The organism is Gemmatimonadota bacterium, from assembly GCA_016720805.1.
In the GTDB taxonomy this organism is placed as follows: Bacteria; Gemmatimonadota; Gemmatimonadetes; order Gemmatimonadales; family GWC2-71-9; genus Palsa-1233.
Genome location: JADKJZ010000008.1, coordinates 36,748 through 62,555, shown reverse-complemented (window position 1 = coordinate 62,555; position 25,808 = coordinate 36,748). Strand labels below are relative to the sequence as shown.

At 69.1% G+C, this 25,808-nt stretch carries 28 protein-coding genes and 1 pseudogene; 12 read left to right on the top strand and 17 right to left on the bottom strand.

Annotation, left to right across the window (positions count from 1 at the left end; all coding sequences use genetic code 11):
* Positions 1-338 precede the first annotated feature (338 nt).
* Both IPP98_08385 and IPP98_08380 read right to left on the bottom strand, forming a co-directional pair.
* Entirely contained in the window at positions 339-1,517 is a 1,179-nt protein-coding gene (locus IPP98_08385; protein MBL0179125.1) for an aminopeptidase P family protein, read from the bottom strand.
* Positions 1,514-2,140, bottom strand: coding sequence for a hypothetical protein (locus IPP98_08380; protein ID MBL0179124.1), 627 nt, complete (start codon positions 2,138-2,140; stop codon positions 1,514-1,516). The genes IPP98_08385 and IPP98_08380 overlap by 4 nt, the downstream gene beginning before the upstream one ends.
* A gap of 125 nt (positions 2,141-2,265) precedes the next feature.
* Between IPP98_08380 and IPP98_08375 the strand changes: the two genes are divergently transcribed.
* From IPP98_08375 to IPP98_08335, 9 genes are all read left to right on the top strand, one after another.
* A complete protein-coding gene (locus IPP98_08375) occupies positions 2,266-2,850 on the top strand; it encodes a sigma-70 family RNA polymerase sigma factor (GenBank protein MBL0179123.1) in 585 nt (194 codons plus the stop codon).
* Complete coding sequence (locus IPP98_08370; protein ID MBL0179122.1) at positions 2,847-3,098, top strand: zf-HC2 domain-containing protein; 252 nt, start codon at positions 2,847-2,849, stop codon at positions 3,096-3,098. The genes IPP98_08375 and IPP98_08370 overlap by 4 nt, the downstream gene beginning before the upstream one ends.
* Positions 3,091-4,302 carry an FAD-dependent monooxygenase gene (locus IPP98_08365; protein ID MBL0179121.1) on the top strand — a complete coding sequence of 404 codons (1,212 nt, stop codon included), beginning with the start codon at positions 3,091-3,093 and terminating at the stop codon, positions 4,300-4,302. The genes IPP98_08370 and IPP98_08365 overlap by 8 nt, the downstream gene beginning before the upstream one ends.
* A gap of 134 nt (positions 4,303-4,436) precedes the next feature.
* Positions 4,437-4,913, top strand: coding sequence for a flavin reductase family protein (locus IPP98_08360; GenBank protein MBL0179120.1), 477 nt, complete (start codon positions 4,437-4,439; stop codon positions 4,911-4,913).
* The gene (locus IPP98_08355; protein MBL0179119.1) at positions 4,914-5,615 is read left to right on the top strand and encodes a methyltransferase domain-containing protein; all 702 of its coding nucleotides are present in this window, start codon (positions 4,914-4,916) and stop codon (positions 5,613-5,615) included.
* Positions 5,615-6,082 (top strand): SRPBCC family protein, encoded by a 468-nt coding sequence (locus IPP98_08350; GenBank protein ID MBL0179118.1) that lies wholly within the window; start codon positions 5,615-5,617, stop codon positions 6,080-6,082. The genes IPP98_08355 and IPP98_08350 overlap by 1 nt, the downstream gene beginning before the upstream one ends.
* Entirely contained in the window at positions 6,079-7,320 is a 1,242-nt protein-coding gene (locus tag IPP98_08345) for a beta-ketoacyl-[acyl-carrier-protein] synthase family protein (GenBank protein ID MBL0179117.1), read from the top strand. Before IPP98_08350 ends, IPP98_08345 begins: the two co-directional genes overlap by 4 nt.
* A 52-nt stretch (positions 7,321-7,372) precedes the next feature.
* Positions 7,373-7,780 carry an aquaporin gene (locus IPP98_08340; GenBank protein MBL0179116.1) on the top strand — a complete coding sequence of 136 codons (408 nt, stop codon included), beginning with the start codon at positions 7,373-7,375 and terminating at the stop codon, positions 7,778-7,780.
* Between the two features lie 11 nt (positions 7,781-7,791).
* Positions 7,792-8,058 (top strand): aquaporin, encoded by a 267-nt coding sequence (locus tag IPP98_08335; protein MBL0179115.1) that lies wholly within the window; start codon positions 7,792-7,794, stop codon positions 8,056-8,058.
* Between the two features lie 231 nt (positions 8,059-8,289).
* On the opposite strand, the gene ccsA is transcribed toward IPP98_08335, so the two are convergent.
* From ccsA to IPP98_08315, 4 genes are read right to left on the bottom strand one after another with little or no spacing between them, the layout of a single operon-like run.
* Positions 8,290-8,985: a cytochrome c biogenesis protein CcsA gene (ccsA, locus tag IPP98_08330; protein MBL0179114.1), complete on the bottom strand. Its 696-nt coding sequence runs from the start codon at positions 8,983-8,985 to the stop codon at positions 8,290-8,292.
* A complete protein-coding gene (locus IPP98_08325; GenBank protein MBL0179113.1) occupies positions 8,982-9,659 on the bottom strand; it encodes a heme exporter protein CcmB in 678 nt (225 codons plus the stop codon). The genes ccsA and IPP98_08325 overlap by 4 nt, the downstream gene beginning before the upstream one ends.
* Positions 9,656-10,411, bottom strand: coding sequence for a heme ABC exporter ATP-binding protein CcmA (ccmA, locus tag IPP98_08320; protein ID MBL0179112.1), 756 nt, complete (start codon positions 10,409-10,411; stop codon positions 9,656-9,658). The genes IPP98_08325 and ccmA overlap by 4 nt, the downstream gene beginning before the upstream one ends.
* Positions 10,412-10,423: 12 nt before the next feature.
* Positions 10,424-10,750, bottom strand: coding sequence for an STAS domain-containing protein (locus IPP98_08315; protein ID MBL0179111.1), 327 nt, complete (start codon positions 10,748-10,750; stop codon positions 10,424-10,426).
* Positions 10,751-10,996: 246 nt separating this feature from the next.
* On the opposite strand from IPP98_08315, the gene acs reads away from it, so the two are divergent.
* Entirely contained in the window at positions 10,997-12,946 is a 1,950-nt protein-coding gene (acs, locus tag IPP98_08310; protein MBL0179110.1) for an acetate--CoA ligase, read from the top strand.
* Positions 12,947-13,071: 125 nt separating this feature from the next.
* Here the strand turns inward: acs and IPP98_08305 are convergent, their stop codons facing one another.
* A complete protein-coding gene (locus IPP98_08305; protein ID MBL0179109.1) occupies positions 13,072-15,000 on the bottom strand; it encodes a potassium transporter Kup in 1,929 nt (642 codons plus the stop codon).
* A complete protein-coding gene (locus IPP98_08300; GenBank protein ID MBL0179108.1) occupies positions 14,997-15,686 on the bottom strand; it encodes a DsbA family protein in 690 nt (229 codons plus the stop codon). Before IPP98_08300 ends, IPP98_08305 begins: the two co-directional genes overlap by 4 nt.
* 249 nt (positions 15,687-15,935) lie before the next feature.
* Here IPP98_08300 and IPP98_08295 point away from each other — a divergent pair, with 249 nt between their 5' ends.
* On the top strand, positions 15,936-16,265 hold the full coding sequence (locus IPP98_08295; GenBank protein ID MBL0179107.1) for a hypothetical protein: 330 nt from the start codon (positions 15,936-15,938) through the stop codon (positions 16,263-16,265).
* 84 nt (positions 16,266-16,349) lie between these two features.
* On the opposite strand, the gene IPP98_08290 is transcribed toward IPP98_08295, so the two are convergent.
* The 9 genes and pseudogenes from IPP98_08290 to pruA form a co-directional block, all read right to left on the bottom strand.
* Positions 16,350-16,763: an OsmC family protein gene (locus IPP98_08290; GenBank protein ID MBL0179106.1), complete on the bottom strand. Its 414-nt coding sequence runs from the start codon at positions 16,761-16,763 to the stop codon at positions 16,350-16,352.
* Positions 16,756-17,301 carry a CDP-alcohol phosphatidyltransferase family protein gene (locus IPP98_08285; protein ID MBL0179105.1) on the bottom strand — a complete coding sequence of 182 codons (546 nt, stop codon included), beginning with the start codon at positions 17,299-17,301 and terminating at the stop codon, positions 16,756-16,758. The genes IPP98_08290 and IPP98_08285 overlap by 8 nt, the downstream gene beginning before the upstream one ends.
* A gap of 9 nt (positions 17,302-17,310) precedes the next feature.
* Entirely contained in the window at positions 17,311-19,941 is a 2,631-nt protein-coding gene (locus tag IPP98_08280) for an insulinase family protein (GenBank protein ID MBL0179104.1), read from the bottom strand.
* Complete coding sequence (locus IPP98_08275) at positions 19,938-20,675, bottom strand: hypothetical protein (protein ID MBL0179103.1); 738 nt, start codon at positions 20,673-20,675, stop codon at positions 19,938-19,940. The genes IPP98_08280 and IPP98_08275 overlap by 4 nt, the downstream gene beginning before the upstream one ends.
* On the bottom strand, positions 20,672-21,577 hold the full coding sequence (locus IPP98_08270; GenBank protein MBL0179102.1) for an ABC transporter ATP-binding protein: 906 nt from the start codon (positions 21,575-21,577) through the stop codon (positions 20,672-20,674). Before IPP98_08270 ends, IPP98_08275 begins: the two co-directional genes overlap by 4 nt.
* Positions 21,574-22,698 carry a tetratricopeptide repeat protein gene (locus tag IPP98_08265; protein MBL0179101.1) on the bottom strand — a complete coding sequence of 375 codons (1,125 nt, stop codon included), beginning with the start codon at positions 22,696-22,698 and terminating at the stop codon, positions 21,574-21,576. The genes IPP98_08270 and IPP98_08265 overlap by 4 nt, the downstream gene beginning before the upstream one ends.
* A gap of 83 nt (positions 22,699-22,781) precedes the next feature.
* Entirely contained in the window at positions 22,782-22,997 is a 216-nt protein-coding gene (locus IPP98_08260) for a hypothetical protein (GenBank protein ID MBL0179100.1), read from the bottom strand.
* Positions 22,994-23,512 carry a hypothetical protein gene (locus tag IPP98_08255; protein ID MBL0179099.1) on the bottom strand — a complete coding sequence of 173 codons (519 nt, stop codon included), beginning with the start codon at positions 23,510-23,512 and terminating at the stop codon, positions 22,994-22,996. Before IPP98_08255 ends, IPP98_08260 begins: the two co-directional genes overlap by 4 nt.
* Positions 23,513-23,543: 31 nt before the next feature.
* Positions 23,544-25,167: pseudogene (pruA, locus tag IPP98_08250) on the bottom strand (L-glutamate gamma-semialdehyde dehydrogenase).
* Between the two features lie 174 nt (positions 25,168-25,341).
* Between pruA and IPP98_08245 the strand changes: the two are divergent.
* A complete protein-coding gene (locus tag IPP98_08245) occupies positions 25,342-25,716 on the top strand; it encodes a hypothetical protein (protein MBL0179098.1) in 375 nt (124 codons plus the stop codon).
* The last annotated feature ends 92 nt before the right edge of the window (positions 25,717-25,808 follow it).

Below are 25,808 nucleotides of genomic sequence, written 5' to 3'. Positions count from 1 at the left end.
GTCGCTCCACTGGCGTGGAGAGACGGTGAATCCGATGCCGCACGACGGGAGCGTCGTGGATCGGGGAACCGGCGGCGCACGAAGCCACCTGGGGGGTGACGTCAACACGCCTGAAACCCGCGCGGTTCCTGGGGTCTACTCTGTCTGTGACGATCGGAAAGCCCCGACTGAGTGCCGGGATGAGATGAATATGCCCGCGCTTCGGGCGAGTGTCAAGCAAGCGTAACAGATTGCGAACAACCAGCCTACGGAGGTCACCGAATGAAACAGCCCCGTCCCTTATTGAGATCTACGTATCGATCATCGATGATCGATCATCGATGATCGATTAACCGATCTCAAGTAGGCACGATCAGCTCCACCTGCCGCTCCCCCGGCGTCACCACGATCCCCGACGCCCCCCAATAGAGGTTGATCTCGCTCCGGACCCCGAAATCGCCCGGCAGATAGATCCCCGGCTCCACCGAACAGCCCGTCCCGGGCAGCATCGCGCGGTCGTCGTGCGTCTCGTAGTCGTCCAGGTGGGGCCCCGACCCGTGCAGGTCGCGGTCGATCGAGTGCCCCGTCCGGTGCACGAAATACTCGCCGAAGCCCGCCGCCTCGATCACCTGCCGCGCCGCCTGGTCGCCCAGATACCCCTGCACCGGCGCCCCGGACGCCGCCAGTCCCTGCATCCGGCTGATCGCCGCGTCACGGGCGTCGCGCACCGTGGTCCACACCGTCTGCACCCGCTCGGGCACGGCACTTCCCGAGAAGCCCATCCACGTCTGATCCGCGAAGACCGCCCCCTCGCGCATCCCGCCCCAGAGGTCGAGCAGCACGACCTGATCAGGCTCGAGCGCACGGTCCGCCCCGGGACGCGGCTCGTAGTGCGGGTTCGCGGCGTTCGGCCCGAAGCCGACGATCGGATGCGTGGTGAGGAACATCCCCGCCCCCTCCATCGCCGCGACGACTTCCTGCTGCAGCGCCGATTCGCGCAGCCCCGTCCCCGCCCGACGCACCGCGCCGTGCAAGGCGTTGAGCGCGATCTCCCGCAGCAGCTCCGCCGCCTGCATATGCTCCGCCGCCTCGGCCTCGCTCCACGTCGCCGCAAAGCGGGTCACCAAGTCGGCGCTCGGCACCACCGTCACGCCGAGGCTCTGCAGCAGGTCCACCACGCCCCAGGGAATCCGGTCCAGATACGGCACGGCGTCCTTCGGCGAGATCTCCATCGCCGCCCGCTTCCCCCGCAATGTCCCTTCCAGCGCGGCCTGCAGCTCGGCGTGCCGCGCGAACGGGATCACCGTCCCCGGAAAGCCGAGGAACGGCTGCATCTCGATCTTGTGCACGATCGCCACCATCGGCCCCTGCCGCGGAATCCAGACGAAAGTCCGCCGCGTGACCAGCCCGCCGCCGGGCAGCAGTCGCTGCGCCACCGGGTTGCAGCCGTGAAAGTCGAACAGCAGCCAGCCGTCCGCGCCGAGCCGCTCCAGGGTCGACGTGACCATCGCCCGATCGATCGTGTCCAACGCGCTCATTGGTATCCCCCCGCCTCTGCGGCAAGCCAGACACAGCTGCGGTCGCCGCGACCGCGACAGCTGCGATGCACCATGGCCCCCTCCACCCCCGCCACCAGCCGCAACAGCTCGGCCAGCGCCGCGGTGTAGAAGGCACACGCCACCCCATCCTCGCGCGCCTGCATCGGCAACGAGTCGAGCAGTTCACAGCGCGCCAACCCGTCGGCCGGCTGCAGGTCCGCCAGCAACCAGCGCTGCGACAGCTTCGACGCCGCCCGCAGCCCGATCGCCAGCTTGGTCCGCTTCCCCGGGGCCACCGCCAACATCCCCTTCACCCCGGGGCCGATTTCCTTGGCGGCATAGCGCGCCGCCCGCCGCCCGGCGTCGGCATACACCAGCCCCGCATCGGGGCGGCGACCCACCAGCCGGAAGACCGCGAGGACCTCGTCGGCCGGCACCGGCTCGCCGTCGACGGCGCGCTGCCGGTACCGCGCGACCTGCGCCGCCACCGTGGGCGAGAGGCCGAGGCGCTTCGAAGCGAGCTCATCCTGGAGCGCACCGAGTCCATCGTCGGCTGGAGTGTCGATGTTCTGGACCGCTTCCAACAGGGAGAGCGGCAGGAGGGCGGGGACGGAGGAAAGCATTGGCGACGATCTTAACAGGGTGAGGGGTGAGGGGTGATGGCGATGCGGCGGCCAGGCGGGACCTGGAGTGTCTGGGGTGCGACGCTCGGGATGCACCACCCCCTCACCCTCACCCTCACCGGTCACTGTTCACCGCTCACCCACCTAGCCTTCCATGCCCTGAGCGCCCCCCGCCCAGCTTCGAAACCGAAGCCCTGCCCCACCTCGACACCCTCTACCGGGTGGCGCTTCGGCTGACCACCAATCCGGCCGCCGCGGAAGATCTGGTGCAGGACACCATGCTCCGCGCGTTGCGGGCCTGGGGCTCCTTCCGCCCCGGTAGCAACGCGCGCGCCTGGCTGGTGACCATCCTCCGCAACCAGTTCATCACCGGCTGGCGCAGCGCCCGGCGCGGGGCCCAGCCAGTCGATGTCGAGGCGATCCCGGAGCTGCCCGACCTGGCCGACCCGGACCCCGAAGGGCGCTTCTTCGCCGAGCTGGTGGACGACGAGGTCCTGGCGGCACTCGACCAACTCCCCGAGGAGTTCCGCGAGGTGGTGGTGCTGAGTGACCTGGAAGGGATGCCCTACGCCGAAGTCGCCGAGGCCCTCGGCATCCCGCTCGGGACCGTGAAGTCGCGGATCTTCCGCGCCCGACGGATCCTGCAGGGGCAGTTGCGGCGTTATGCGGAAGAGAGCGGACTGATCCGCCCCACGGAGCCGACCCCATGAGCGACCCGGAATTGAATTGCACCGACGCGCTCGCCGAACTCGACGCCTTCCTGCGCGGCGAGTTGCCAGTGGAGAGCGTCGAGCGGATGCAGGGCCACCTGACCCGCTGTCGGCACTGCACCCAGATCGGCCGGTACGAGCAGGCCTTCCGGAGCCGCCTGCAGCGGCTGGGCGCGGGCACCGAGTGCCCGGATGCGCTGCGCGCGCGCATTGCCGCGCTCCTCGCGGAAGGGCCGTCGAGTGGCTGAGCGTGCCGGTGTGGTGATCGTCGGCGCAGGCCCGGCCGGAAGCGCCACCGCGATTCACCTCGCCCGCGCCGGCCACGCCGTGACGCTGATCGACCGCGCCCGTTTTCCGCGCGAGAAGGCCTGTTCCGAATACCTCTCCCCCGAGACCGTGCGGCACCTCGCGACGCTTGGCGTCCTCGACGCGCTCGACGCGCACGGCGGCACCGCGCTCGAAGGGACGCGGGTCCGTGCCGCGCACGGTGCGTCGTTGATCGGCCGCTTCGCCGATGCCGGCGGCTCCCCCTTTCGAGCGACCGGCCTGGCGATGCCGCGCCGCATCCTCGACGCCACGCTCCTCGACGCCGCGCGCGTCGCGGGGGTGACGGTGCACGAAGAGACGACGTTGCGCGTCCTCTCTGGCATGAACGCCCATGGACGGACCGTCACCCTCGAGGATGCAGCGGGCGCACGCCACGACGTCCAGGCGCGCTGCGTCGTCGGCGCCGATGGCCTGCGCAGCGTCGTGGCCCGACAGGCCGGGCTGCATCGGCAGGGATGGCTCAAGCGGGTGGCGTTCGTCGCGCATGTCGAGGGCGTCACCGGCCTCGGCCGCGTCGCCGAAATGCATGTCGGAAAGACGGGCTACGTCGGACTCAATCCTTTGGGCCATGGCATCGCCAACGTGGCACTGGTCGTTCCCGCGGCGCTGGCGGCGCAGGCACGCGGCGACGCCGCCGCCTTCTTCCATCGGCAGCTCGAACAACTCCCCGGCGTGCACGGTCGTGTCGATCCTGCGCGCACCGTGCGCGAGGTGATGGTCACCGGACCGTTCGCCGCGTCGTCGCGCCGGAGCACCGCCGATGGGCTGCTGCTCGTTGGCGACGCCGCCGACTTCTTCGACCCGTTCACCGGCGAAGGGGTCTGCAGCGCACTCGCCGGCGCGGCGTTCGCCGCCGAGACGCTCGACGAGGCGCTCAGGGCGAGCGGACCAGTCACCGCAGGGCGACTCGCGAGCTATCGCCATGCCCGCCGCCGCGCCTTCCTCGGCAAGTGGATCGTCGAGCGCCTGATCGGGTACGCCATGTTGTCACCACGACTCTTCGACCGGGCCGTGGCACGCCTCGACCGCCGCGGGATGGCCGATACGCTGATCGGCGTGACGGGAGATTTCGTCTCGCCGTGGCGGGTGGTGAATCCGTGGTTTTTGGGGCGGATGGTGGTTTAGGGGACGGTCGTAAGTCGTAAGTCGTAGGTCGTAAGACGTGAGTGGTGAAACGTTCGTACCGCCCGTTTCACGTTTCACGTGTCACGTTCTTCGCTTCTCGCTTCTCGCTTCTCGCTTCTCGAAAGGTCCCTCGTATGGATGGCTACGATTTCCGTCAACTCTGCGGTCGCTTCGCCACCGGGATCGCCGTGGTCACCGCGCGCGACGCCGAGGGGCGGCCGGCGGGGATGACGGTGAATTCCTTCACCTCGGTCTCGCTCGAACCGCCGCTGGTGCTGCTGGCGATCGACCACGCGGCGTCGATGCACGAGGTGCTGCTCGGCACCACGCACTACACCATCAACATCCTCGAGTCGCACCAGGAGTCGTTGTCGCGGCGCTTCGCCTCGGGCAACCCCGATCGCTTCGAGGGGATCGGCTTCGCCCCCGATGCGCTCGGCCGCATTCTGCTCGACGGCGCGCTGGCCCACATCTGCTGCGAACGCGTCAACACCGTCGAGGCGGGCGACCACACGCTGATCATCGGGCAGGTGGTGGGTGGCACGGCGGCGGAGCACGGTCGGCCGTTGCTCTACTATCGCGGCGGCTACACCGAGCCCGACACCCTCTAGGTGCCGGCCACGCTCACCCTCTCGCCGGTCGGCCACGAAGCGCTGGACGACCCCACGACGCCACCGGCGCTGGTCGAGCGGATGCTGGTCGACATTGCCCGCAGCAATCGCTGGTTCGGCGGGCGGCTCGCGATGCGCGCCGGCCTGCGCCGACTCCTCGACGCCGGTGATGCGGGCCGCACGCTGACGCTGCTCGACATCGGCACCGGGGCCGGCGATCTGCCGCACGACGCGGTGCGCTGGGCCGCCAAACGTGGCGTGACGATCGTCCCCACCGGGCTCGAGCGCATTCCGGCCGCGGCCCAGTTGGCACACCGCGGCGGACTCCCGGTGCTGCTCGGCTGCGCAGGGAGCCTGCCAATCCGCCGCAAGGGCGTCGACCTCGTGTTGGTGAGTCAGATGGTGCACCACCTCGACCGCGCGTCGGCGGTCAGGCTGCTCGCCGAGTGCGATGCGATCGCCAGGCGGGGTGTGGTGATCGCCGACCTGCGGCCGTCCCGACTCGCCGCACTCGGCTATCGCCTCGCGGGTCCCTTCCTGCGGATGCATCCGCTCACGGTGAGCGATGGCGTGGTGTCGCTGGCGCGCGGGCTGCATCCCGCCGCATTGCGCGCCATCGCGCGCGAGGCCGTCGGTCACGACGTCGACGTCTGGCGGTTGCCGGGTGCCCGCGTCATTGCCGCGTGGCGGACCGACCAGTGATGCACGTCGTCGATCGGCGCCTCGTGCATGCGCCACCCGAGCGGGTCTGGCCGCATGCCGCCGAGGTGGAGCGCTGGCCCGAGATCCTGCCGCACTATCGCTACGTGACGCGCACCGAAGGCGAGCGCTTCGGCGATGGCATCGTCGAGATGTCGGCGTACCGCCGCTTCGGCGGCCCGCTCAACTGGCCCACCTGGTGGCGCAGCCGGATCTGGGTTGACGCCGCGAAGCACGAGGTTCGATACCGGCACATCGGTGGCATCACCACCGGAATGGATGTGCGCTGGAGCATTCTCCCCACCGCAGATGGCGGCAGTGACGTGACGATCGTGCATACCTGGGACGGCCCCCCCTGGCCGTTGATTCGCCGCATCGCCGCCGAGGTCGTGATCGGGCCGGTGTTCGTGCATGGCATTGCCGAGCAGACGCTGGCCGGCGTGGCACGCGCCGCCGAGCGTGACGCGTGACGCGCCGCGTGGTGGTCACCGGCATCGGCCTGATCACGCCGATCGGCATCGGCAGTGATGCCGTCTGGGCAAGGCTGCAGCACGGGCCATCGGCGGTGCAACGGATCGATCGCTTCGACTCGTCACCGTTCCGGTCGCACATCGCGGCACAGGTGAATGATTTCGATCCCGAGGCGATGCTCTCGCCCCGACAGGCGCGGCGCACCGATCGCTGTTCGCAGTTGGGGCTCGCCGCCACGCGGCTGGCGCTCGAGGACGCCGCGCTCGACCTCGCCAACGAATCGGCGGACCGGGTCGGCGTGATGATGGGGACGGCGCTCGGCGGGATCGGCTTCGCGGAGGAGCAGAACTTCAAGTACATCGCCGGCGGCCCGCGTGAAGTGGATCCGTTGCTCGCGCTCACCGTGTTCGGTGGCGCGCTGTCGTGCAACATTGCCATCACCAATGGCGTGTCGGGCGTGAACAGCACCAATGCAATGAGTTGCGCGTCGGGGACGCTCGCGATCGGTCAGGGCTTCCGCGCCATTCGCCAGGGCGACGCCGACGTGATCCTTGCCGGCGGCAGCGAGGCGCCGCTCTATCCGCTCTGCTACGGTTCCTTCTCGCTGATCCGCGCAATGAGCACGCGCAACGACGACCCGGCCACGGCGTCGCGACCGTTCGACTCGGCGCGCGATGGCTTCGTGATGGCCGAAGGCTCGGCGGTGCTGGTGCTCGAGGCACTGGAGCATGCAGAGGCACGTGGCGCGCGGATCTACGCCGAGATCGCCGGGTCGGGGGTGACCAACGACGCGCACCACATGACCCAGCCGCGTCCGGACGGCCGCGAAGCGGTGCGGGCGATGCGCCTGGCGCTTGCCGAAGCGGGTTGTGCGCCCGACGAGGTCGAGTGGGTCAACGCACACGGGTCGTCGACCACGCTGAACGATGCCACCGAGGCACTCGCCATCCGGGAGGTCTTCGGCGCGCACACCGACTCCCTGCCGGTGAGCGGCACCAAGGGATGGCACGCACACGCCTTGGGCGCCTCCGGGGCGATCGAGACGGCCATTGCCTGCCGCAGCATTCGCGACGGCTGGATCCCGCCGACCCTCAACTGCCTGGACCCCGATCCGGCGGGCGGGCTGCGTCAGCTCCCGGCCGATGGGCTGACGATGGCACCCCGGGCGGTCCTCAAGAATTCCTTCGGCTTCGGCGGCTGCAACGCGACGCTCCTCCTCCGGCGGACGGGAGTGTAGATTCGCCCTGTCTTTTCGCATCCCTGCCACCCACCACAGGATGACTCGCCCGATGCGTCCCCTGCTCCCCCGCGTCCTCGCCGAGATGTTCGGCACCTTCATCCTGATCTTCTTCGGATGCGGTGCCGTCGTGATGAATTCCTTCCCGGGCGCCGACTACGGCGTCTTCGGGATCGCCGTGGTCCACGCGATCGCCCTCGCCATCGCCATCTCGGCGACGGCGGCCATCTCCGGCGGCCACTGCAACCCGGCGGTCACCATCGGGCTGCTCTCGATCAGGAAGATCGCGCCCGCCGACGCCTTCGCCTACGTCATGGCGCAGCTGGCCGGTGGCCTCCTCGGCGCGCTGCTGGTCAAGTCGCTCCTCTCCCCGAATGTCGGCCGCGTGGTGAATTTCGGCGCGCCGGCGCTCCACAACACGATGACCTTCAGACCGCCATCGCCCTCGAGGCGGTCCTGACCTTCTTCCTGATGTCGGCCGTGATGGCGACGGCCGTCTCGAAGAGCGCCCCGAAGATTGCCGGCTTCGGCATCGGCCTGACGCTGATCCCCGGCATCGTGGTCGGCGGCCCGCTCACCGGCGGCGCGCTCAACCCCGCCCGCGCCTTCGGCCCCGCCATCATCGCCGGCAACATGCAGGCGCAGGCCGTCTGGTGGATCGGGCCGATCGTCGGCGCGGTCGCGGCGGCGCTGCTGTGGAAGCATGTGTTGTTGGCGAAGGAAGACACGACTGGATGATCGATCATCGATGATCGATGATCGATGATCGATGGTGATAGCGAGGAATCCCCGCTCCGGCAGACGCCGAGGCGGGGATCTTCGCGTATGGGCAATCGATCATCGATCATCGATCATCGATCATCGATGATCGATCATCCCTTGCTGTTCCCTCTCCTCCACAAACTCACCACATACCCCCCCACCACGACGGCCGTGACGATATACGCCGCGACCATGTAGCTCCCGGTATCAGGCATCGGCGGCCTCCTGGATGGCGTGGCGGGCGCCGATGCCGTAGCGCTGCATGACGAGCCCGAGGTAGAGGATGGTGAAGACCGCGAAGCCGGTGATGAAGGTCCGCAGCATCTCCAGCGGCAGCTCCGGCTTGGTCGTCTTGATCACGACCGGCTGCGGGTGTTGCGACGCGAAGAGGTAGACCGTGAGGTGGTTGAACGGCACGAGCACCAGCGCCATGAGCCCCATGACCGCGGCGAACTTGGCGCGCTCGGCGGGGTCGCGCACCGCCCCTCGCAGCGCGAAGTAGCCCCCAAAGAGCACGATCTCCATGACGGTGAAGGTCAGTCGCGGCTCCCATTCCCACCAGGTGCCCCACGCCGGCCGGCCCCAGATCGGGCCGGTGATGACGACGATGGCGCCGAACATCATGCCGACTTCGGCCGAGGCCTCGGCGAAGACGTCGAAGCGCGCGTCGTGGAGGAGGAGGTAGAGGAGCGACGCGATGCCGGTGAAGATGAAGGCCATCTGCATCGCGTAGGCCGCGGGCGGATGGATGTAGAAGATCTTCTGTGCCAACCCCTGGAAGCGCTCCGGCGGGGTGAACTGCAGCGCCATCACGTAGAGGGCGATCAGCGACACCACGCCGACCAGGGTCAGGGTGCGGCCGCGGCTGATCTGCCGACTGGCCGATGCTGCCTCGAGAGTCATTCGTCCACCACCGCAGGAAAGAGCATCGCCGCCAGCATGGCGAAGGCGAGGTCGTACAAGGCAAGGAATCTGAGCCATCCCCAGAGCTCTTCCAAGGGGCGGCCCCCGAGGAGCCGCACCGTGCTCTGCGCCGCGAAGTAGATCGGCGGCAGCAGGAAGGGGAGCATCAGGACCGGGAGGAGCAGCTCGGCATGGCGCGTCCGGACCGCCATCGCCGAGAAGACCGTGCCGATCGCGGTGATGCCGATCGAGGCGAGGATGGCGACGCCGGCGACCGGAATCAGCGCAGGGGTGACCGCCACGCCGTAGAAGAGGATCCAGAGCGGGAAGGTGATCGCCAGCACCAGCGAGACGAACGCGAGGTTGGCGAGCCACTTCCCCAGGAAGAGCGCGCTCCTGGGCACCGGGGCGAGGAGGATCCCCTCGAGGGCGGCGTGCTCCCGTTCCAGCGTGAAGGCCCGGTTCAGCGCCACCAGCGAGGCGAGCGCAATGGTGATCCAGAGCACCGAGGGGGCGAGCGTCACCAGGGAGACGGCACCGCCGTCGCGGGCGAAGACCACCGTCAGCAGCACCAGCACTGCGAAGAGCGTGGCGGTGTGGATCGCGGTGCGCGACCGCCGCTCGATGCGGAGGTCCTTGCCGGCGATCAGCAGCGCGATGCGGACGACGCTCATGGTGTCACCAGGGCGTCGTACCCGCTGCGGAAGTGCGCCAGGTCGTCCGGCCGCGGCTCATCGGCGACGACGACGCCGCTCCGCAACACGATCACCCGCGAGGCCAGCTCCCAGAGCTCCGCCGGCTCGTGCGTCACGCAGACCACGGCCCGCCCGGCATCGCGCTCGGTCGCCACCCGCTCCCGGAGTGAGCGCGCGGCGGCGGCGTCGAGCGCCGTGAACGGCTCGTCCAGCAACAGCAACGCGGGCTGGTGCATCGTGGCCCGCGCGAAGGCGAGCCGCTGCAACATCCCCTGCGAAAATCCGAAGACGCGCGTATCGGCCCGCGAGGTGAGGCGCGCATCCGCTAGCGCCGTCTCAACACGCGATGCCACACTGTCGAGTCCATGCAACTCTGCCGCGAATCGCAGGTTCTCCCGCGCCGTGAGATCTTCATAAAGGAACGATTGATGGGAGAGCAATCCGAGCGCGCGACGCGCTTCGGGATCGGCATGCACGTTCTGGCCGAGCACTTCGACCCGCCCCTTGGTGGGGCGGGCGAGCCCGGCGATGCAGCGGAGGAGGGTGGACTTGCCGGCGCCGTTCGGGCCCAGCAACAGCACCACTTCGCCGGGGGCCACCAGAAGCTCGATCCCACGCAACGCAACGACCGCCCCGAAGCGGCGCTCGAGGTGGTGGATCTGCAGCAACGGGGTGTCGGCGGGGGTCATCCGCGGGGCGCCAATGGCATCCCGGAAGTATAGCGCGGCCACGTGGCCGCGCCGTTACTGCTCAGGACGCGGCTTTTCGAAGAGGAAGAGATCGTCGAGCTTGGTGAGGACCAGCAGGAACTCCAACTCCGGCGTCACGCCGCGCAGCTTCACCTGCAGCCGCCGATCGGCGGCGTGGCGCTGCACCATGACGAGCGCGCCCAGCCCCGAGGAGTCGACCTCCCGCGTCCCGGAGAGGTCCACCACCAGCTGCCCATTCCCCTCGGCCAGCTCGTCGAGAAGCTCGTTCGCCGTCCGGCGAAAGGCTTCTCGAGTCGCCAGCCCCAGGGTCGGTGGGGCAAGCAGCTCTCGCTGTGATGGCTGCGCGGTCGTCACGGTCATGGGCCTCCAGCCCTCGGTGTGAGCATCTGGGGAGAAGGCAGGAGCAAGAGGTCTGCCAAACCGCGTTGGGATCGTGGTGTATGAAATATTGACAGTTCGATGATCGATGATTGATGGTCGATGATCGATGGTCCGTCCTCGGACGCCCGCCCCGGAATCGCACGGATCCCTGCGATCGATCATCGATCATCGATCATCCCAAATCCAGCTAACTTTCCGATTCACCTCACACTCCGGCATCCCATCATGTCCGACCAGCTCCAGACCCTCCTCTCCGAAGAGCGCCGTTTCCCGCCCGACCCGGCCTTTGCGGCGGCGGCGGTGACCACCGAGGCGACCTACGCCCAGGCCGCGGCCGACCGGCTCGGCTTCTGGGAAGACGAGGCGAAGCGGCTGGACTGGTTCGCCCCGTGGAGCTCGGTGCTCGAGTGGAAGCTCCCCCACGCCAAGTGGTTCTCTGGCGGGCGGCTCAACGTCGCCGTCAACTGCGTCGACCGCCACCTGACCGGGGCCAGGCGGAACCAGGCGGCGCTGATCTGGGAGGGGGAGCCGGGCGACCAACGCGTCCTGACCTACTGGCAGCTGCACCAGGAGGTCTGCAAGGCCGCGAACGCACTGCTCGCCCTCGGCGTGAAGCGGGGTGACCGGGTCGCGATCTACCTCCCGATGATCCCCGAGGCGGCCATTGCGATGCTCGCCTGCGCCCGCATCGGCGCGGTGCACTCGGTGGTCTTCGGCGGCTTCTCGGCGGAATCGCTGCGCGACCGGATCAATGACGCGCAGGCGGTCTGCTGCATCACCGCCGATGGCGGCTATCGGCGCGGACAGGTGCTGCCGCTCAAGCGGCTCGCCGATGAGGCGCTGGCCGACTGCCCGTCGATCACCTCGGTCCTGGTGGTGCACCGCGGGCACGGCGTGGACCCGACCCAGTGCCCGATGCAGGAGGGGCGCGACCATTGGTGGCACCGGATGCTCGAGGGGCAGAGCGCGGTGCACGCGCCGGAGGAGATGGAGGCGGAGGACCTGCTCTTCATCCTCTACACCTCGGGCACCACGGGGAAGCCGAAGGGGATCGTCCACACCACCGGCGGCTACCTCACGCAGGTGGCCGCCACCACGCGCCACGTCTTCGACCTCAAGGCCGGCGACGTCTTCTGGTGCACCGCCGACATCGGCTGGGTCACCGGGCATTCGTATGTGGTGTATGGCCCGCTCGCCAACGGTGCCACCGTGCTGATGTACGAGGGCGCGCCCGATTGGCCCAATCGCGATCGCTTCTGGTCGATGTGCGAGCGGCACGGCGTGACGGTCTTCTACACCGCGCCGACCGCGATCCGCGCCTTCATGAAGTGGGGCACCGAGCATCCTGCGAAGCACGATCTCTCGCGCCTCCGCCTCCTCGGCACCGTCGGCGAGCCGATCAATCCGGAAGCGTGGATCTGGTATCACGAACAGATCGGCCGCGGCCGCTGTCCGATCGTCGACACCTGGTGGCAGACCGAGACGGGCGGGATCATGATCTCGCCGACGCCCGGCGTCGTCACCACCAAGCCGGGCTCCGCCACCAAGCCGTTTCCGGGGATCGAGGTCGAACTGGTCGACAGCCACGGCACACCGGTCACCACGGGCGGCGGCTTCTTGACGATCAAGTCGCCGTGGCCCGGGATGCTGCGCACCATCTACGGCGACGATGCGCGCTACCAGGAGACCTACTGGAGCCGCTTTCCGGGTCGCTACTTCGCCGGCGACGGCGCCAAGCTCGACGCCGATGGCTACTGGTGGATCCTCGGCCGCGTCGACGACGTGCTCAACGTCGCCGGCCACCGCATCGGCACGATGGAGGTGGAGAGCGCGCTGGTGGACCACCCGGCCGTCGCCGAGGCGGCGGTGGTGGGCAAGGCGCATGAACTGAAGGGGCAGGCGATCGCCGCGTTTGTGACGCTCAAGGAGGGCCACCACGCCTCATCCGAGATGCGCGACGAGCTCCGCGAGCATGTGGCGCACAAGATCGGCGCGATCGCGAAGCCCGACGACATCCTCTTCTCCGCCGACCTGCCGAAGACCCGCTCGGGCAAGATCATGCGCCGCCTGCTGCGCGACATCGCCGAAGGGCGCGCCCTGGGCGACACGACGACGCTGGCGGATCCGGGGGTGGTGGCGAGGCTGAAGGATGAGTATGAAAGTCTGGAGAGTTGACGGCGAACGGCGAACGGCGGACCGCGTGAAACGTGAGAGGTGAAACGGAGCCCAAGTCGGCCCCCGTTTCACCTTTGACGTTTCACGTATTACGCGCGTCGCTGTTCGCTGTTCGCCATTCGCTGCTACACCTGCAACTGCGCCCCCAACTCCACCACTCGATTCGGCGGCAGCCCGAAGTAGCCGGCGGCGCTCTGCGCGTTGCGGCTCATCACCGAGAAGAGGGTGGCGCGCCAGGCCGGCATCGCCGCGCGGGTGCGGGCGCCCTTGCGGTCGCGCGGGGCGACGATGAGCGTCTCGCGGCCGAGGTAGAAGGTCACCTCGTTGAGCCGCAGCGCGGGGACCTTGCCTTCGGTCGGCGGTGGCAACTGTTCCGCGGTGGCGGCGAGGATCGCGCCGACATTGGGCGACTCGAGGAAGCCGTAGCGTGCGAACACCTGCACGAAGCCGGCGCCCTTGTCGACCACCTGCACGCGCTCGGCCTCGGGCACCAGCGGAATCTGCAGCGAGGTGATGGTCATCAGGATCACCTGCTCGTGCAACACCTTGTTGTGCTTCAGGTGGTGCAGCAGCACCGGCGGCGCGACGTCGGCAATCGACGTCATGACCACCGAGACGCCCGGCACGCGATACGGCTTGCGGCGGATCACGTCGGGGATGAAGAGGTCGAGCGGCAACGACGATTCCTGCAGCATCGCGGTGACCTGTCGACGGCCGAGCTTCCAGGTGCTCATCAGCAGGTAGATCACGCCAGCGGCGGCGAGGGGGAACCAGCCACCATCGGGGATCTTCAACAGGTTGGCGCCCAGGAAGGCGACGTCCACCATCACGAAGACCGTGGTGATCACCACGACGCGCCACATGGGCCAGTGCCACAGCTTGTGCATCACGATGGCGAAGAGGATCGACGTGGTCAGCATGGTCCCGGTGACGGCGACGCCGTAAGTGGCGGCCAGCGCCGTGGAAGACTTGAAGGCGAGCACGAGCGCAATGCAGGCGACCCAGAGCGCCCAGTTGACGCCGGGCATGTAGATCTGGCCGATCTCGGTCGCCGACGTGTGGATCAGCCGCATCCGGGGCACAAAGCCGAGCTGCATCGCCTGCTGGGTCAGCGAGAACGCGCCGGAGATCAAGGCCTGCGAGGCGACGACGGCGGCGCCGGTGGCGATCCCGATCATGGGATACAGCGCCCACGAGGGCACCAACTGATAGAACGGATTGCTGACGGCGGTGGGGTCGGTCAGCAGCAGCGCGCCCTGCCCGAAATAGTTCAGCGCCAGTGCCGGCAGCACGACCACGAACCAGGCCAGTCGGATGGGGCGGGCGCCGATGTGTCCCATGTCGGCGTAGAGCGCTTCGCCGCCGGTGATCACGAGGACGACGGCAGCGAGCACGACGAAGGCCTGCCCCCGCTCGCGGAGGAAGAACTCGAACGCATACCAGGGGTTCAGGGCGTGCAGCACTTCCGTGTTCATCAGGATGCCACGGACGCCGAGCACCGCGATGCAGACGAAGTAGATCGTCGTCACGGGGCCGAAGATCTTGCCGATGCCGGCGGTGCCGCGCCGCTGCACCGCAAAGAGCGCCGTGATGATCACGCACGCCATCGGGACGACCCAGTGCTTGAAGATCGGCGTCGCGACCTCGAGCCCCTCGACCGCACCGAGCACCGAGATGGCGGGAGTGATCACGCCGTCGCCGTAGAGCAGGGCCGCGCCGAAGAGGCCGACCATCAGGATCACGCCGCGGCCGACCGTGTGCCCGCCGGGGCGCACCAACGCGAGCAAGGCGAGAATGCCGCCCTCGCCCTGATTGTCGGCCCGCATGACCAGCGAGATGTACTTGAAGGAGACGACGAAGTTGAGCGACCAGAAAATGAGCGAGAGGATCCCGAGGACGTTCTCGTGGGTCAGGGCGATCGCATGCGGCCCGGAGAAGCATTCCTTGAGGGCGTAGAGCGGCGAGGTCCCGATGTCGCCATAGACCACGCCCAGCGCCGCGAGGGCAAGGCCGGCGAGCGCCTTCCCCTCGGGCGGTTTGCGGTGGTGGCTCACGGCGCCTTGGTACCGGCCTGGGCAGCAATCAGCGAGTCGACCAGCTGAACCATGCCATCGGAGTTGAGGCCAGTGTAGATCCGTCCGCCAATCAGAAACGAGGGCGTCGAGCCGACGCCGAGACGCGCGCCTTCATCCAGCGAGGCCTGGATCCGGCCGGCGTATTTTGCCGACTCCATGCAGCTCTGCCACGCGCCCGTGTCGAGCCCGGCCGCCTTGGCGACATCCTTGAGCGCCGAGACGCCGTTCCCCGCGAGGGCCCAATCGTTCTGATGCAGGAATTGCCGCTCCGCGAGCTCCCAGAACTTCCCCTGGTCGTTGGCGCAGGCCACCGAGTGGGCCGCGACGCGCGAATGGGTGTGAATGCCGCCCTCGAGCGGGAAGTCCCGATAGCGGAAGCGCGCCTTGCCGGTCTCGATCAGCCGCGCCCGGACGTCGGGGAACTGGACGGTGCTGAAGGCGGCGCACGCTGGGCAGGTGAAATCGGCGTACTCGGAGATTTCGATCGGTGCGGTGGGGCTGCCGAGGAGATAGCCGTTGAAGCCCGAGGTGTCGGCCGCGCTGACGGTGACGTTGGCGGGAATCGAGACGGCACCGCCCCCCATCATCCGGTAGGCGAGAAATCCGACTCCGGCGATCGCGATCGCCCCGAGTGCGAGGTAGAACGGCTTCTGACCCTGCGCCATGACGTCCTCTGGCGCGCCCCCCGGCGAGCGCGGGGCCCGGCTGGGCCTGCTCGGTGGGCGCGCGGCTGCCCCGGTGAACCGCGCTCGCGCCCCCGCCTCTGGCGGTCGGCGACGGGGACCAATCTAACGAGAACCGCCCCCGCCGTGGGGTCCGGTTTGCCTTCGGGTGAACATTTTCCCTATATTGCGCGTATCCAAAGCGATGGATCCGGGGGCAATGTCGCCCCCAGCAACACTCAGGGAAGGCGAATGACCAAGAAGAAGACGGCCCCCCGGCCCCCGGCGATGCCCACGGCGTTCGACGCGGCACGGGATGAGCTGTTCAGCCATATCCTCCGCTGCGGCGTGCTCGAAGCCGCTCCGGAGCATCAGAAGGAGTGGATGGACGACACCATGCAGTACGTCGCCGACCGCTACCCCGACCTGACCGCCGAGCAGCAGGGTCAGCTCCGCGTCCTCGGTGAACGCTTCTGCCAGCCCGTGGTTCGCCGCGCGCCGGCCGATGCCGTCGTCGAGACGGTCGTGGAGACGGAAGCGGAAGTCGAAGTCGAAGTCGAGACGGCGGAAGTGACGGCGTAAGCAGAGCACGGTGAAAAATGGTGAGGGGTGAGGAGTGAGGGGGAACAGCCCCCGCTCTCACCCTCACCGCTTTCTGGCTCGCTGCTATTCGACGATCACCTTCGTCTCCACCACGATATCCTCCCGCAGCGACAGCATCACCGAGCAGTACTTCGTCACGCTCAACTCCACCGCCCGATCGGCCTTCGCCTGCGTCAGCCCCTCGCCCGAGAGGGTGAAGGTGAAGTCGATGTGATTGTAGCGCCGCGGATGCTCTTCGTTGCGGCGACCGGTCAGGTCCATGGTGAACTTCGTGAGCGTGACCTGCATCTTCTCGAGAATCGACGTGACGTCCGCGCCGGCGCAACCGCCCATCGCCGTCAACAGCGCCACCATCGGCCCGGGGGCCTCCTTGCCATCGCCGTCGAGGTTGAGGGTCGGGCCACCGGGCGCGCCGCCGGTGAAGCGCATGCCGCCGGTCCAGTCGAGATGCGCGAAGCGGAGATTGGGATCAGTCATTGGCGTTCAGCTTCCTGAAGAAGGGCTGGTTGTAGTCGTAAATGGCGTACAGTGCCACCGCCGCCGTGGCCCACGCCAGCGGGCGCAGGAAGTACGACGACTTGAGAATGAAGGCGAAGAGGGTCAGCAACTGCAACAGGGTGACCACCTTCCCACCGAACCGGGCCGGCACCGCGGTGCCTCGCCCCGTCGCCAGCGTGATGAAGAAGGCCACCGAGAGGACGATGTCGCGGATCAGCAGCGCCGTGACCTCCCACCACGCCAGGTCGCCACTCCAGAGCACCGTCCCGAACGCCGCCGCCATGAAGAGCTTGTCGACGATCGGGTCGAGCACCGCGCCGATGCGTGACCCACCATACCGCCGCGCGACCACGCCATCACCCAGGTCGGTGGCGGCGGCCAGCCCCAACAGCACCAGCCGCTCCGTCGTCCCGCCGAGGATCGGGAAGGCGATGGCGAGCGGAATGCGGACCAGGGTAATCGCATCGGCCAGCGCGAAGCCGCGGCGGAGTGGTGGGGGGGCAGCAGGATCGGCCATCCCGGGAAGCTACTCCGGTCGCTCCGGCGCGACGACGCCCTCGGCCCGAGTGGCGGGATCGAAGGCGGCGGCCACGGCATGGACCGCCTCGCGGGTGACCGCACGGTACGGCGCTGCCGGGTCGGCCAGTTCGGCCAACCCTTCGCCCAGCAGCCAGGCATCGGCGATCTCGCCGGCCACCGCGCCGGCAGATTGCCTCGCGACCTCCTCCTGCCCGGCCAGCATCGCCGTGGCGCGGTGGAGCTCGTCGGCGGTGGGCGGCTCGGCGCGGAAGACCGCCAGCTCCTCCAGCATCGCCTCACGCGCCTCCTTGAGGCGTTCCGGCGCCATCGCGATGTACGTGAGCAGCCCACCGGCCCGACGTCGCTGCCACGACGACGCCATCACCGTATACGCCAGCGATCGCGCGCTCCGCAGCGACTCGAAGAGCCGCCCGCCAAGCCCGCCCGCGATCGCACCCCAGACCTCGGCGGCGTGGCGTGCGGGGTCACCCCGATTCGGGCCCGGGAAGAGCATCGCGAGTGCCGACTGCTGCCGATCGCGGCTGGCGGTGCGCATGCCGGGCAGGAGCGGCTCCACCTCGACGAGCGGCCGCGCACCCGCAGGGAACGCGCTCGACAGCAGCGGCGCGAAGGCATCGACGAGCAGGTCGGCCAATGCCTCGGGCTCCTGATTGCCCACCGCCACGACCGTGATCGGGCCGCTCGACGCGAAGTCGGCGTGCCACTGCCGCACCCGCGCCGGCGTGAAGGCGTCGAGCGACTCGGGGCTGCCAAGCGTCGGAGCACCGTAGCCGACATCGCCGAAGGCGTGGCCCAGCACCAGCTGGAACGGGAAGCGGATCATGTCATCGGCGATGGACCGCGCGTCGTCGATCATGAGATCGCGCTCGATCATGATGCTCGCGTCGTCGAGGCGTGGCGTCGTCAACACCTCGACCAGCAGCCGAGCTGCCGCGCCCACCTGCTCCGCCAGCACCGTCGTGCCGAGCGAGAGCACATCGGCGCCGACCGACGGCGAGAGCACCCCGCCGAGCGCCTCGATCGCGACGGCCAATTGCCCGGCATCGAGCCGCGCGGTGCCGCGCATCAACGCCCGGAAGCCGAGGGCATCGAGGCCGGCGAGCGATGGATCGCGAACCGCGGTGCGCGGCCGATAGACGTTGAGCCCGACCTGCGGGACATCGCCATGCCGTGCCACCAGCAGGTCGAGCCCAGGCAACGCCACGTGGAGCACGCCCTGCTCGCGCCGCCGCGTGCCCGCGACCGGTGCCCGCGGCGGCGGCACGAGCGCGCTCGGCACCGCCATCGCCGGCATGGCGCGCGCCGGGGCTCGCATCGCATCCGTGAGCAGATCGAGGTCGAACGACTCGCTGCTCGCGGTCGGATAGTAGGCCACGGCCGATGCCGCGCTCGGGTCGACCCAGTGCGCCGCCGCGTCGCGCACCTGCGCCGCCGTGACCGCCATGATCTCGGCTTCCTCGCGATCCAGCCGCGTCAGGTCTCCCTCGGCCTCGGCATCGGCGAGCGCCGTGGCGCGTGCCTCGTAGCGCTCCAGGCGGCGCTGGAGCCGCACGCGGAGCAACGTCTGGGCGCGTGCCAGTTCATCGGCCTCCGGGCCGGCGTCGCGCACGGCGCGGATCGTCGCGGCCACGATGGAAAGCGCCTCGCGCATCCGGCTCGGCTCCAGCTCGAGCCCCACGACGAAGACGCCCGCAGGGGTCTGCCGATCGGCGTCGGTGGTGCCGTAGTGGCCGGCACCGACACCCGCCACCAAGCCCGGTTCGCGCAGCAGACGCGCCAGTCGCGAGGCCCTGCCGCCCGTGAGGATGGTACCGAGGACGTCGAGCGCCGGCGCCTGCGGGTCCAGCGGGCCGACACCGCGCCAACCGAGCGCGAGATCGGCCATCGCCACATCGCCGCGCAGCAGCCGGGCACGCGGGATCGCAGGCGCGGTCTCGATCGGACCGACGTCGAACGGTTCGGCAGGCAGGGACCAGTCGCCCCAGTTGGCGCGCAGCGCCTCGAGCATCACCGCTTCATCGAGATCCGCGACCACCGAGACGATGGTGCGCGACGGGATGTAGCGCGACCGGTGATACGCGGCGACCTGCTCGCGCCGAAAGCCCTCGAGCACTGCCTCATGTCCGATGCGCCAGCGACGAATCCGATGGTGGTCGTACAACAGCTCGTGGAGCGTCTCGCCCGTCACGGCGCCGGGCGTGTCGAGCTTCCGTCTGGCTTCCTGGATGATCACGCCGAGTTCGCGGCGCAACTCGTCGGCATCGAAGAGCGGATTGCGCACCTGATCGGCCTGCAGCGCCATCGCCTCGACGGCGTGGCGTGCGGGGACCGAGGCGTAATACACGGTGCGATCGTAGGAGGTGTAGGCGTTGAGCGAGCCGCCGAGCGCCTTGGTGCGCTGCGCGAGTTCGCCGGGCCCGAGCGTCGGCGTCCCCTTGAAGAGCATGTGCTCGAGGACGTGCGAGATCCCCTGCACCGCGTCGGGCTCATCGAGGAAACCGGCGCGGACATGGGTGGCGAGGGCGGCGGCCGGCGCGGCCCGGCGGCGCTGCACCAGCAGCGTCACTCCGTTGGGCAGGACCTCGCGCCGAACGCCGTCAGTCGGGTGCGCGCTCACGCGCGCCCGCCACTCCCCAGTGGCTTGACCACCAGGAGCACCATCGCGACGGCCACCAGGGCCACGCCGTAGCCGATCACGTGCAGCAGGTCGTCGCCTGCGGGAACACCCTTCACCGGCGAGATCAGGTGAAACGGCGGCAGCAGCCGGTGCGCCCACATCAACATCGACGGCGGTTCGGTCTTCGACATCGCCATCAGCTTGATGATGTCGTCGAGCCGTGCCTGCGTGAAGGTGATCGCGAAGGTGATGAGCCAGTCGCGTGCGGTGAAGACGGAGGCCAGCAGCACCGTCCCGCCAACCAGGAGATAGCCGAGGGCGGTCACCTCCATCAGCGGCAGCGTGATGCCGGTGCCTTGCCCGAAGAAGAGCTGCAGGCCCACGCCGATCAGCACCGGGATCGTGAGCACCGCCACGCCGCCGAGGAGCCAGCGCTGCAGGTAGAACCACCACGGCGCCATCGGCTTCGAGAACCAGGCGCGATAGTAGCCCCGCCCGACGTCGTTGCCGGCGACGCCGCCGGACGCCACCAGTACGGCGAGGGTCAGGACGGCGGCGACCACCTGGCGCACGAAGACCGCCGGGTCGGCCATCGCGCTGGCGTCCTTCCGACCGAGTCGCCAGATCACCACGCAGATCGTCAGGGCCACGGTCGCGAACAACGCGAACGGCCCCTGCGCCACATCCATCAGATGGGCGGGGAGGTAGCGGAACGGCGAGCGATTGCGCGTCATCGCTGCACCGCCTCGCGGAAGGCCGATTCGAGCCGCCCCTCTTCCGGCACGCACTCCACCAGCACGGCCCCGCCGGCGAGCAGCGTGGCCAGTCCGGTGCTCAGCTCACGGCGCGAGGCCAGGCAGCGCCAGGTACCGGCGCGGCCCGCAATCGGCATGGCGCCGGCGATCGCGGTGGTCACGTCGACCGTCCCTTCGAGCACGAGCCGCCATGCCAGCTGCTCCGACCGCTCCTCGGTCGAGTGGCCGACCACGCGCTGCAACCGGCCGTGGTCGAGGATCGCGACCCGGTCGGCCAGCATCTCGAGCTCGTCGAGGTTGTGCGACGCGATGAGCACCAGGCGATCGGGGCGGCGCAGTGCGCTCACCACGTCACGGAAGCGCTGGGTCCAGAGCGGGTCGAGGCCGTGCGTCGGTTCATCAAGCACGACCAGCTCGAAGTCGCCGATGAGCGCCTGCCCGAGGCCGACGCGCTGCAGATTGCCCTTGGAGAGCTGCTTGATCCGCTTCCCGGCATGCTCGTCGAGCCCCAGGCGCGTCATCATCGCGGCGCTTTCGGTCGCCACGGCATCGGCCGCCACACCGGAGAGCGTCGCCATGCGACGCACCGTCGTGGGCACCTTCCAGCGTGGCGGAAGGTTCACCAATTCGGTGAGGTACCCCACGCCATGCTGCTCGACCCAAGGGCGCGGCGCGGCGCCGTCGATGGTGATTCTCCCCGACGTCGGCTGCAGGAACCCCATCAACAGCGAGATCATGGTGGACTTCCCCGCCCCGTTCGGGCCGGCGATGCCCACCACCTCGCCGCGGGCCATCTCGAGCGTGAACTCCGCCAACGCATCGACCCGCTTGCGGGAGACGAGGGCGGTGTAGGACTTGGAGACCGACTCGAAACGAATCACTCCACGATCCGAATGACGCCCGCCTCGGCCGATCCGCGGAGGAAGGCCTCGGCGGTGGTGATCGGAATGCTGACCCCGGTCTCGGCGGCCCCGCGACGCGCGAACGCCTGCATGAACTCGGTGATCGTGCCGTCGGCCCAGGCGCCCTCGACCGCCTGCAACTGCAGCAGGAGCTCGTCCCAGCTGCCGCGGAGCGCCAGCCCGCCGAGCGTCTCGATCACGTGGCCGCCGGTCATCCCGTCGATCGCCGGGCGGCGCTGCATCCCCGGGATGTCGCGCATCAGCGTGCCGAAGAGCTCGAGCTGGGTCGGATCGCGCGGCGTGCCGTCGGGCTGCATCCCCTCGATCTCGGCGAGGATCAGGTCCTCCGGCGTCCCCTCGCTCCCGAGTTCGGCAAGCCGCTGCAGCCACTCCGAGACTTCGGGGTCGTCGTCGCCGACCTGCCGCGCGGTCTTCAGCAACTCGATCACGCGCCAGATGCCGAGGTCGTCGAAGTGGTCGTCGGGGGTGGTGCGCGCGAAATGCAGCATCGCGGCCGTCACTTCACCGCGGTCGTAGAGGATGTTGGCGAGGTAGATCCGCGGCTCGGCGAACGACGACTCGAGCTCGAGGGCGCGGCGCAGCCAGTAGTAGGCGTCGGCGTCCATTCCGAGGCGATGCGACGTGTAGCCGAGCGAGGCGGCGATCTCCGGCGACTCGGGGTGGTGGAAGTGGACCCGCTCGAAGGTGCGTCGAGCCTCGACGAAGTACCCCTCGCGGAAGAGCGCGCGACCGATCTGCAGCATCAACTCGTGGTCGTCGTCGAAGCCGAGCGCGACGACCTGCTCGAAGGCGCGGAGCGCGCCCGCGATGTGCCCGATCACCAGGAGCGTTTCGCCGAGCCCCGCGAGGGCATCCTCCTGTTCGGGATCGAGCAGCAGCGCATGCTCGAACGCCTGGCGGGCCCACGCGTATTCCTCGCGGGCGAGCTGGGCGTACCCGACACCAACATGCAATTCGACGGCTTGAGGGTAGCGAGTGATCCCGTCACGCAGGAGCGTGAGGGCGTCGTCGTAGCGCGCTTCGTTGTACAGTTGGTGGGCCTGTTCGTCGTACTCATCGGAGCTGAGGAAGGGCTCCATGGGCAGTAGGCCTCCAGGCGGGTGTACTCGCAATGTTGGGGCGATCCGAACGCGGCGCAAGGGGAACACGCGTAGTGAGGAAGTCAAGGGATCGCGCGCACCACGATCCGTTGCCGCACGGTGGCCTGCACCGCGCGGCCGCCACCGCGTGACGTCACGTCGGTGACCAGCTCCCGCGTCCACCCGATCGGCACGCCACGCGCATCGAGGCGCAGCTGCGACACCTCACGCGTCGCCTCACTGATGCGCAGCGTCACCGTGTCGCGCGCGACCGCGGTGCTGTCCTGCGTCCGCGTCACCGTCCAGCGATAGCGACGGATGTCGAGGAGTCGGCGAGGCGCTGCCAGTCACGCCCGGCGCCGTCCCGCACGCGCCGATTGACCGGCAGCGGCGGCGCCACCGGCGGGAAGAAGTCGTTCATCGCGGCGGCGAGGTCGTTCACCTCCACCAGCGCCGGCGGCACGAAGGGAACGTCCACCACCACCAGCCCGCCGCGCGGCGCAGGCACCAACTTCCATCGGCCGCCGGTGAAGCCGTCGGTGTCGAACACCACCCGCCCCTGGGGCCCCTCCTCCACCAGCCGCACCGCCGCCGCCTCGACCACCGTGGTGTCGGCACGCCGGCTCACCCGGTATTCCGTCTCGCGCGTGAGCGTCCGCACCAGCTCGGCGGTGGCGGTGCGGGAGGAGATGGTGGAGGTGATGGACTCCACGTAACCGGCGGCTGCCTGCGCGCGCAGCGGCGGCGCCGAGAAGAGCGCTGCAAGCAGCAATCCGGTGACGGCGCCCCCTCGGGATGATCGATGATCGATCATCGATGATCGATCATCGGTCACGGAGCGTTCCCTAGCCGAGGTACGGGTACCGCCATTCCGTCGCCGGATTCCCCGTCTCCTTCACCGTCCGGGCGGAGACCCAGCGGTAGAGGTTGAGGAGCGAGCCGGCCTTGTCATTGGTGCCCGAGGCGCGGCCACCGCCGAACGGCTGCTGGCCGACCACGGCGCCGGTGCACTTGTCATTGACGTAATAGTTGCCGGCGGCGTGGCGCAGCTTCGTCTCGGCGTGGATCACCGCCGCACGGTCCTGCGCGAAGATCGCGCCGGTGAGGGCGTAGGTCGCGGTGTCGTCGATCAGCGTGAGCACCTCGTCCCAGGCCGCGTCCTCGTAGACGTAGGCCGAGAGAATCGGGCCGAAGAACTCCTCCTTCATGATCCGATGGTGCGGATCGGTGGTCTCGAGCAGCGTCGGCTGCACGAACCACCCCACGGACCCATCGCAGGTGCCGCCGGCGTGCACCGTCACCGCCGGATCGGTCTTCACGGCGGTGAGCAGCGCCTCGTGCTTCCGGAACGCCTTCTCGTCGATCACCGCACCGACGAAGACGGAGAAGTCGGCCGGGTCGCCGACCTTGATCTGTCGCCATCTCCTGCTGCATCCGCTCCTTCACGCGCGGCCAGAGCGAACGCGGGATGTAGGTGCGCGAGCAGGCGGAGCACTTCTGCCCCTGATACTCGAACGAGCCGCGGATGAGGGCGGTCACGAACGCCTCGACATCGGCCGAGGGATGCGCCACGATGAAGTCCTTGCCGCCGGTCTCGCCGACCAGGCGCGGGTAGCCGCGGTAGCTCGGCAGCCGTTCGGCCACGTCCTTCCAGATGCTCTGGAAGACCGGCGTCGAGCCGGTGAAGTGGACGCCGGCCAGATGCTTCGAGTCGAGCAACGTCCTGGTCGTGGCGGCAGAATCGCCCGGAATGAACTGGATCACGCCGGCAGGCAGCCCCGCCTCGCGCAGCAGGTCGTAGATCAGCCAGTTGGAGAGCGACGCCGTTGCCGAAGGCTTCCAGAGCACCACGTTGCCGAGGATCGCCGGCGCGGTCGGGAGGTTCCCGCCGATCGCCGTGAAGTTGAACGGCGTGATGGCGTAGATGAAGCCCTCGAGCGGGCGCCAGTCGAGACGGTTCCAGACGCCCGGCACCGAGATCGGCTGCTCGTGCAGCAACTGCTCGGCGTAGTGGACGTTGAAGCGCCAGAAGTCGGCCAGCTCGCAGGCGGCATCGATCTCGGCCTGGTGCGGCGTCTTCCCCTGGCCGAGGAGCGTGGCGGCGTTGATCCGATGACGCCACGGGCCGGCGAGGAGATCGGCCGCCTTCAGGAAGACGGCGGCGCGGTCGGCGAACGACCACCGCTCCCAGACCTTCTGGGCGGCAATGGCCCCGTCGATCGCCTGCTGCAGGAGCTCGGGCGTCGACTGGTGGACGTTGGCGAGGTGGTGCTGGTGCCGCTGGGGCGAGGTGACCCGGTTGGTCTTCCCGGGGCGGTATTCGACGCCGTTGATCACCACCGGGATGTCGGTCACCACGCTCCCGAGCTCGGCGATGGCGGCCTGCAGGCCGGCGCGTTCCGGGGACCCCGGGGCGTAGCTCAGGACGGGTTCGTTGATGGGGGTCGGGATGTTGCCGATGGCGCTCATGACAGGACTCCGGTCCGGGGGTGATCTGGTCGGCGGGAAGGGTAGGGCGGCAGGGTGGCCGGGACAAGGATGGCGGGGGGGCCCGGCGGGGCTATCTTTCCGGATTGGCTGGTGGCCGGGAACCCGGGCCCCGCCCGGTCGGTACCAGTGTCGATCCCGTTCGGAGACTTCTCGATGCGCCGTTATGCCCCGCTTGCCCTGGTCGCCCTCCTCGCGGCCTGCCCGACGTACGACTCGTACAAGTATGCCGCCGGTCAGGACGGCCTGATGTCGGCGGACGACTACGCCGCCTACGGTCCCGAACAGGCGATTGCGATGGCCGTGGGCCGCGAGTTCGGCAAGGGCGAGGCAGGCGAGACGCCGGAGGGCTTCGCCAAGCAGGCCGACGCCGCCCTCACCTACGCCAAGAAGTTTCCGCAGATCAAGACGATCGTCGCGGACACCCTTGGACACCGCCTCGTGCTGACCTTCGCCGACGGATGGAGCACCCAGGTCACCCCGATCACCGACGGGAAGAGCGGCGACGAGACGAAGGGGTTGCCGAAGTAACTGGGAACCGGATGACGCGGTTCGGGGCATAGATCGTAGGGGCGCAGCATGCTGCGCCCCTTTGTCCGTCCACGAGAATCGCGCCCCCGGGG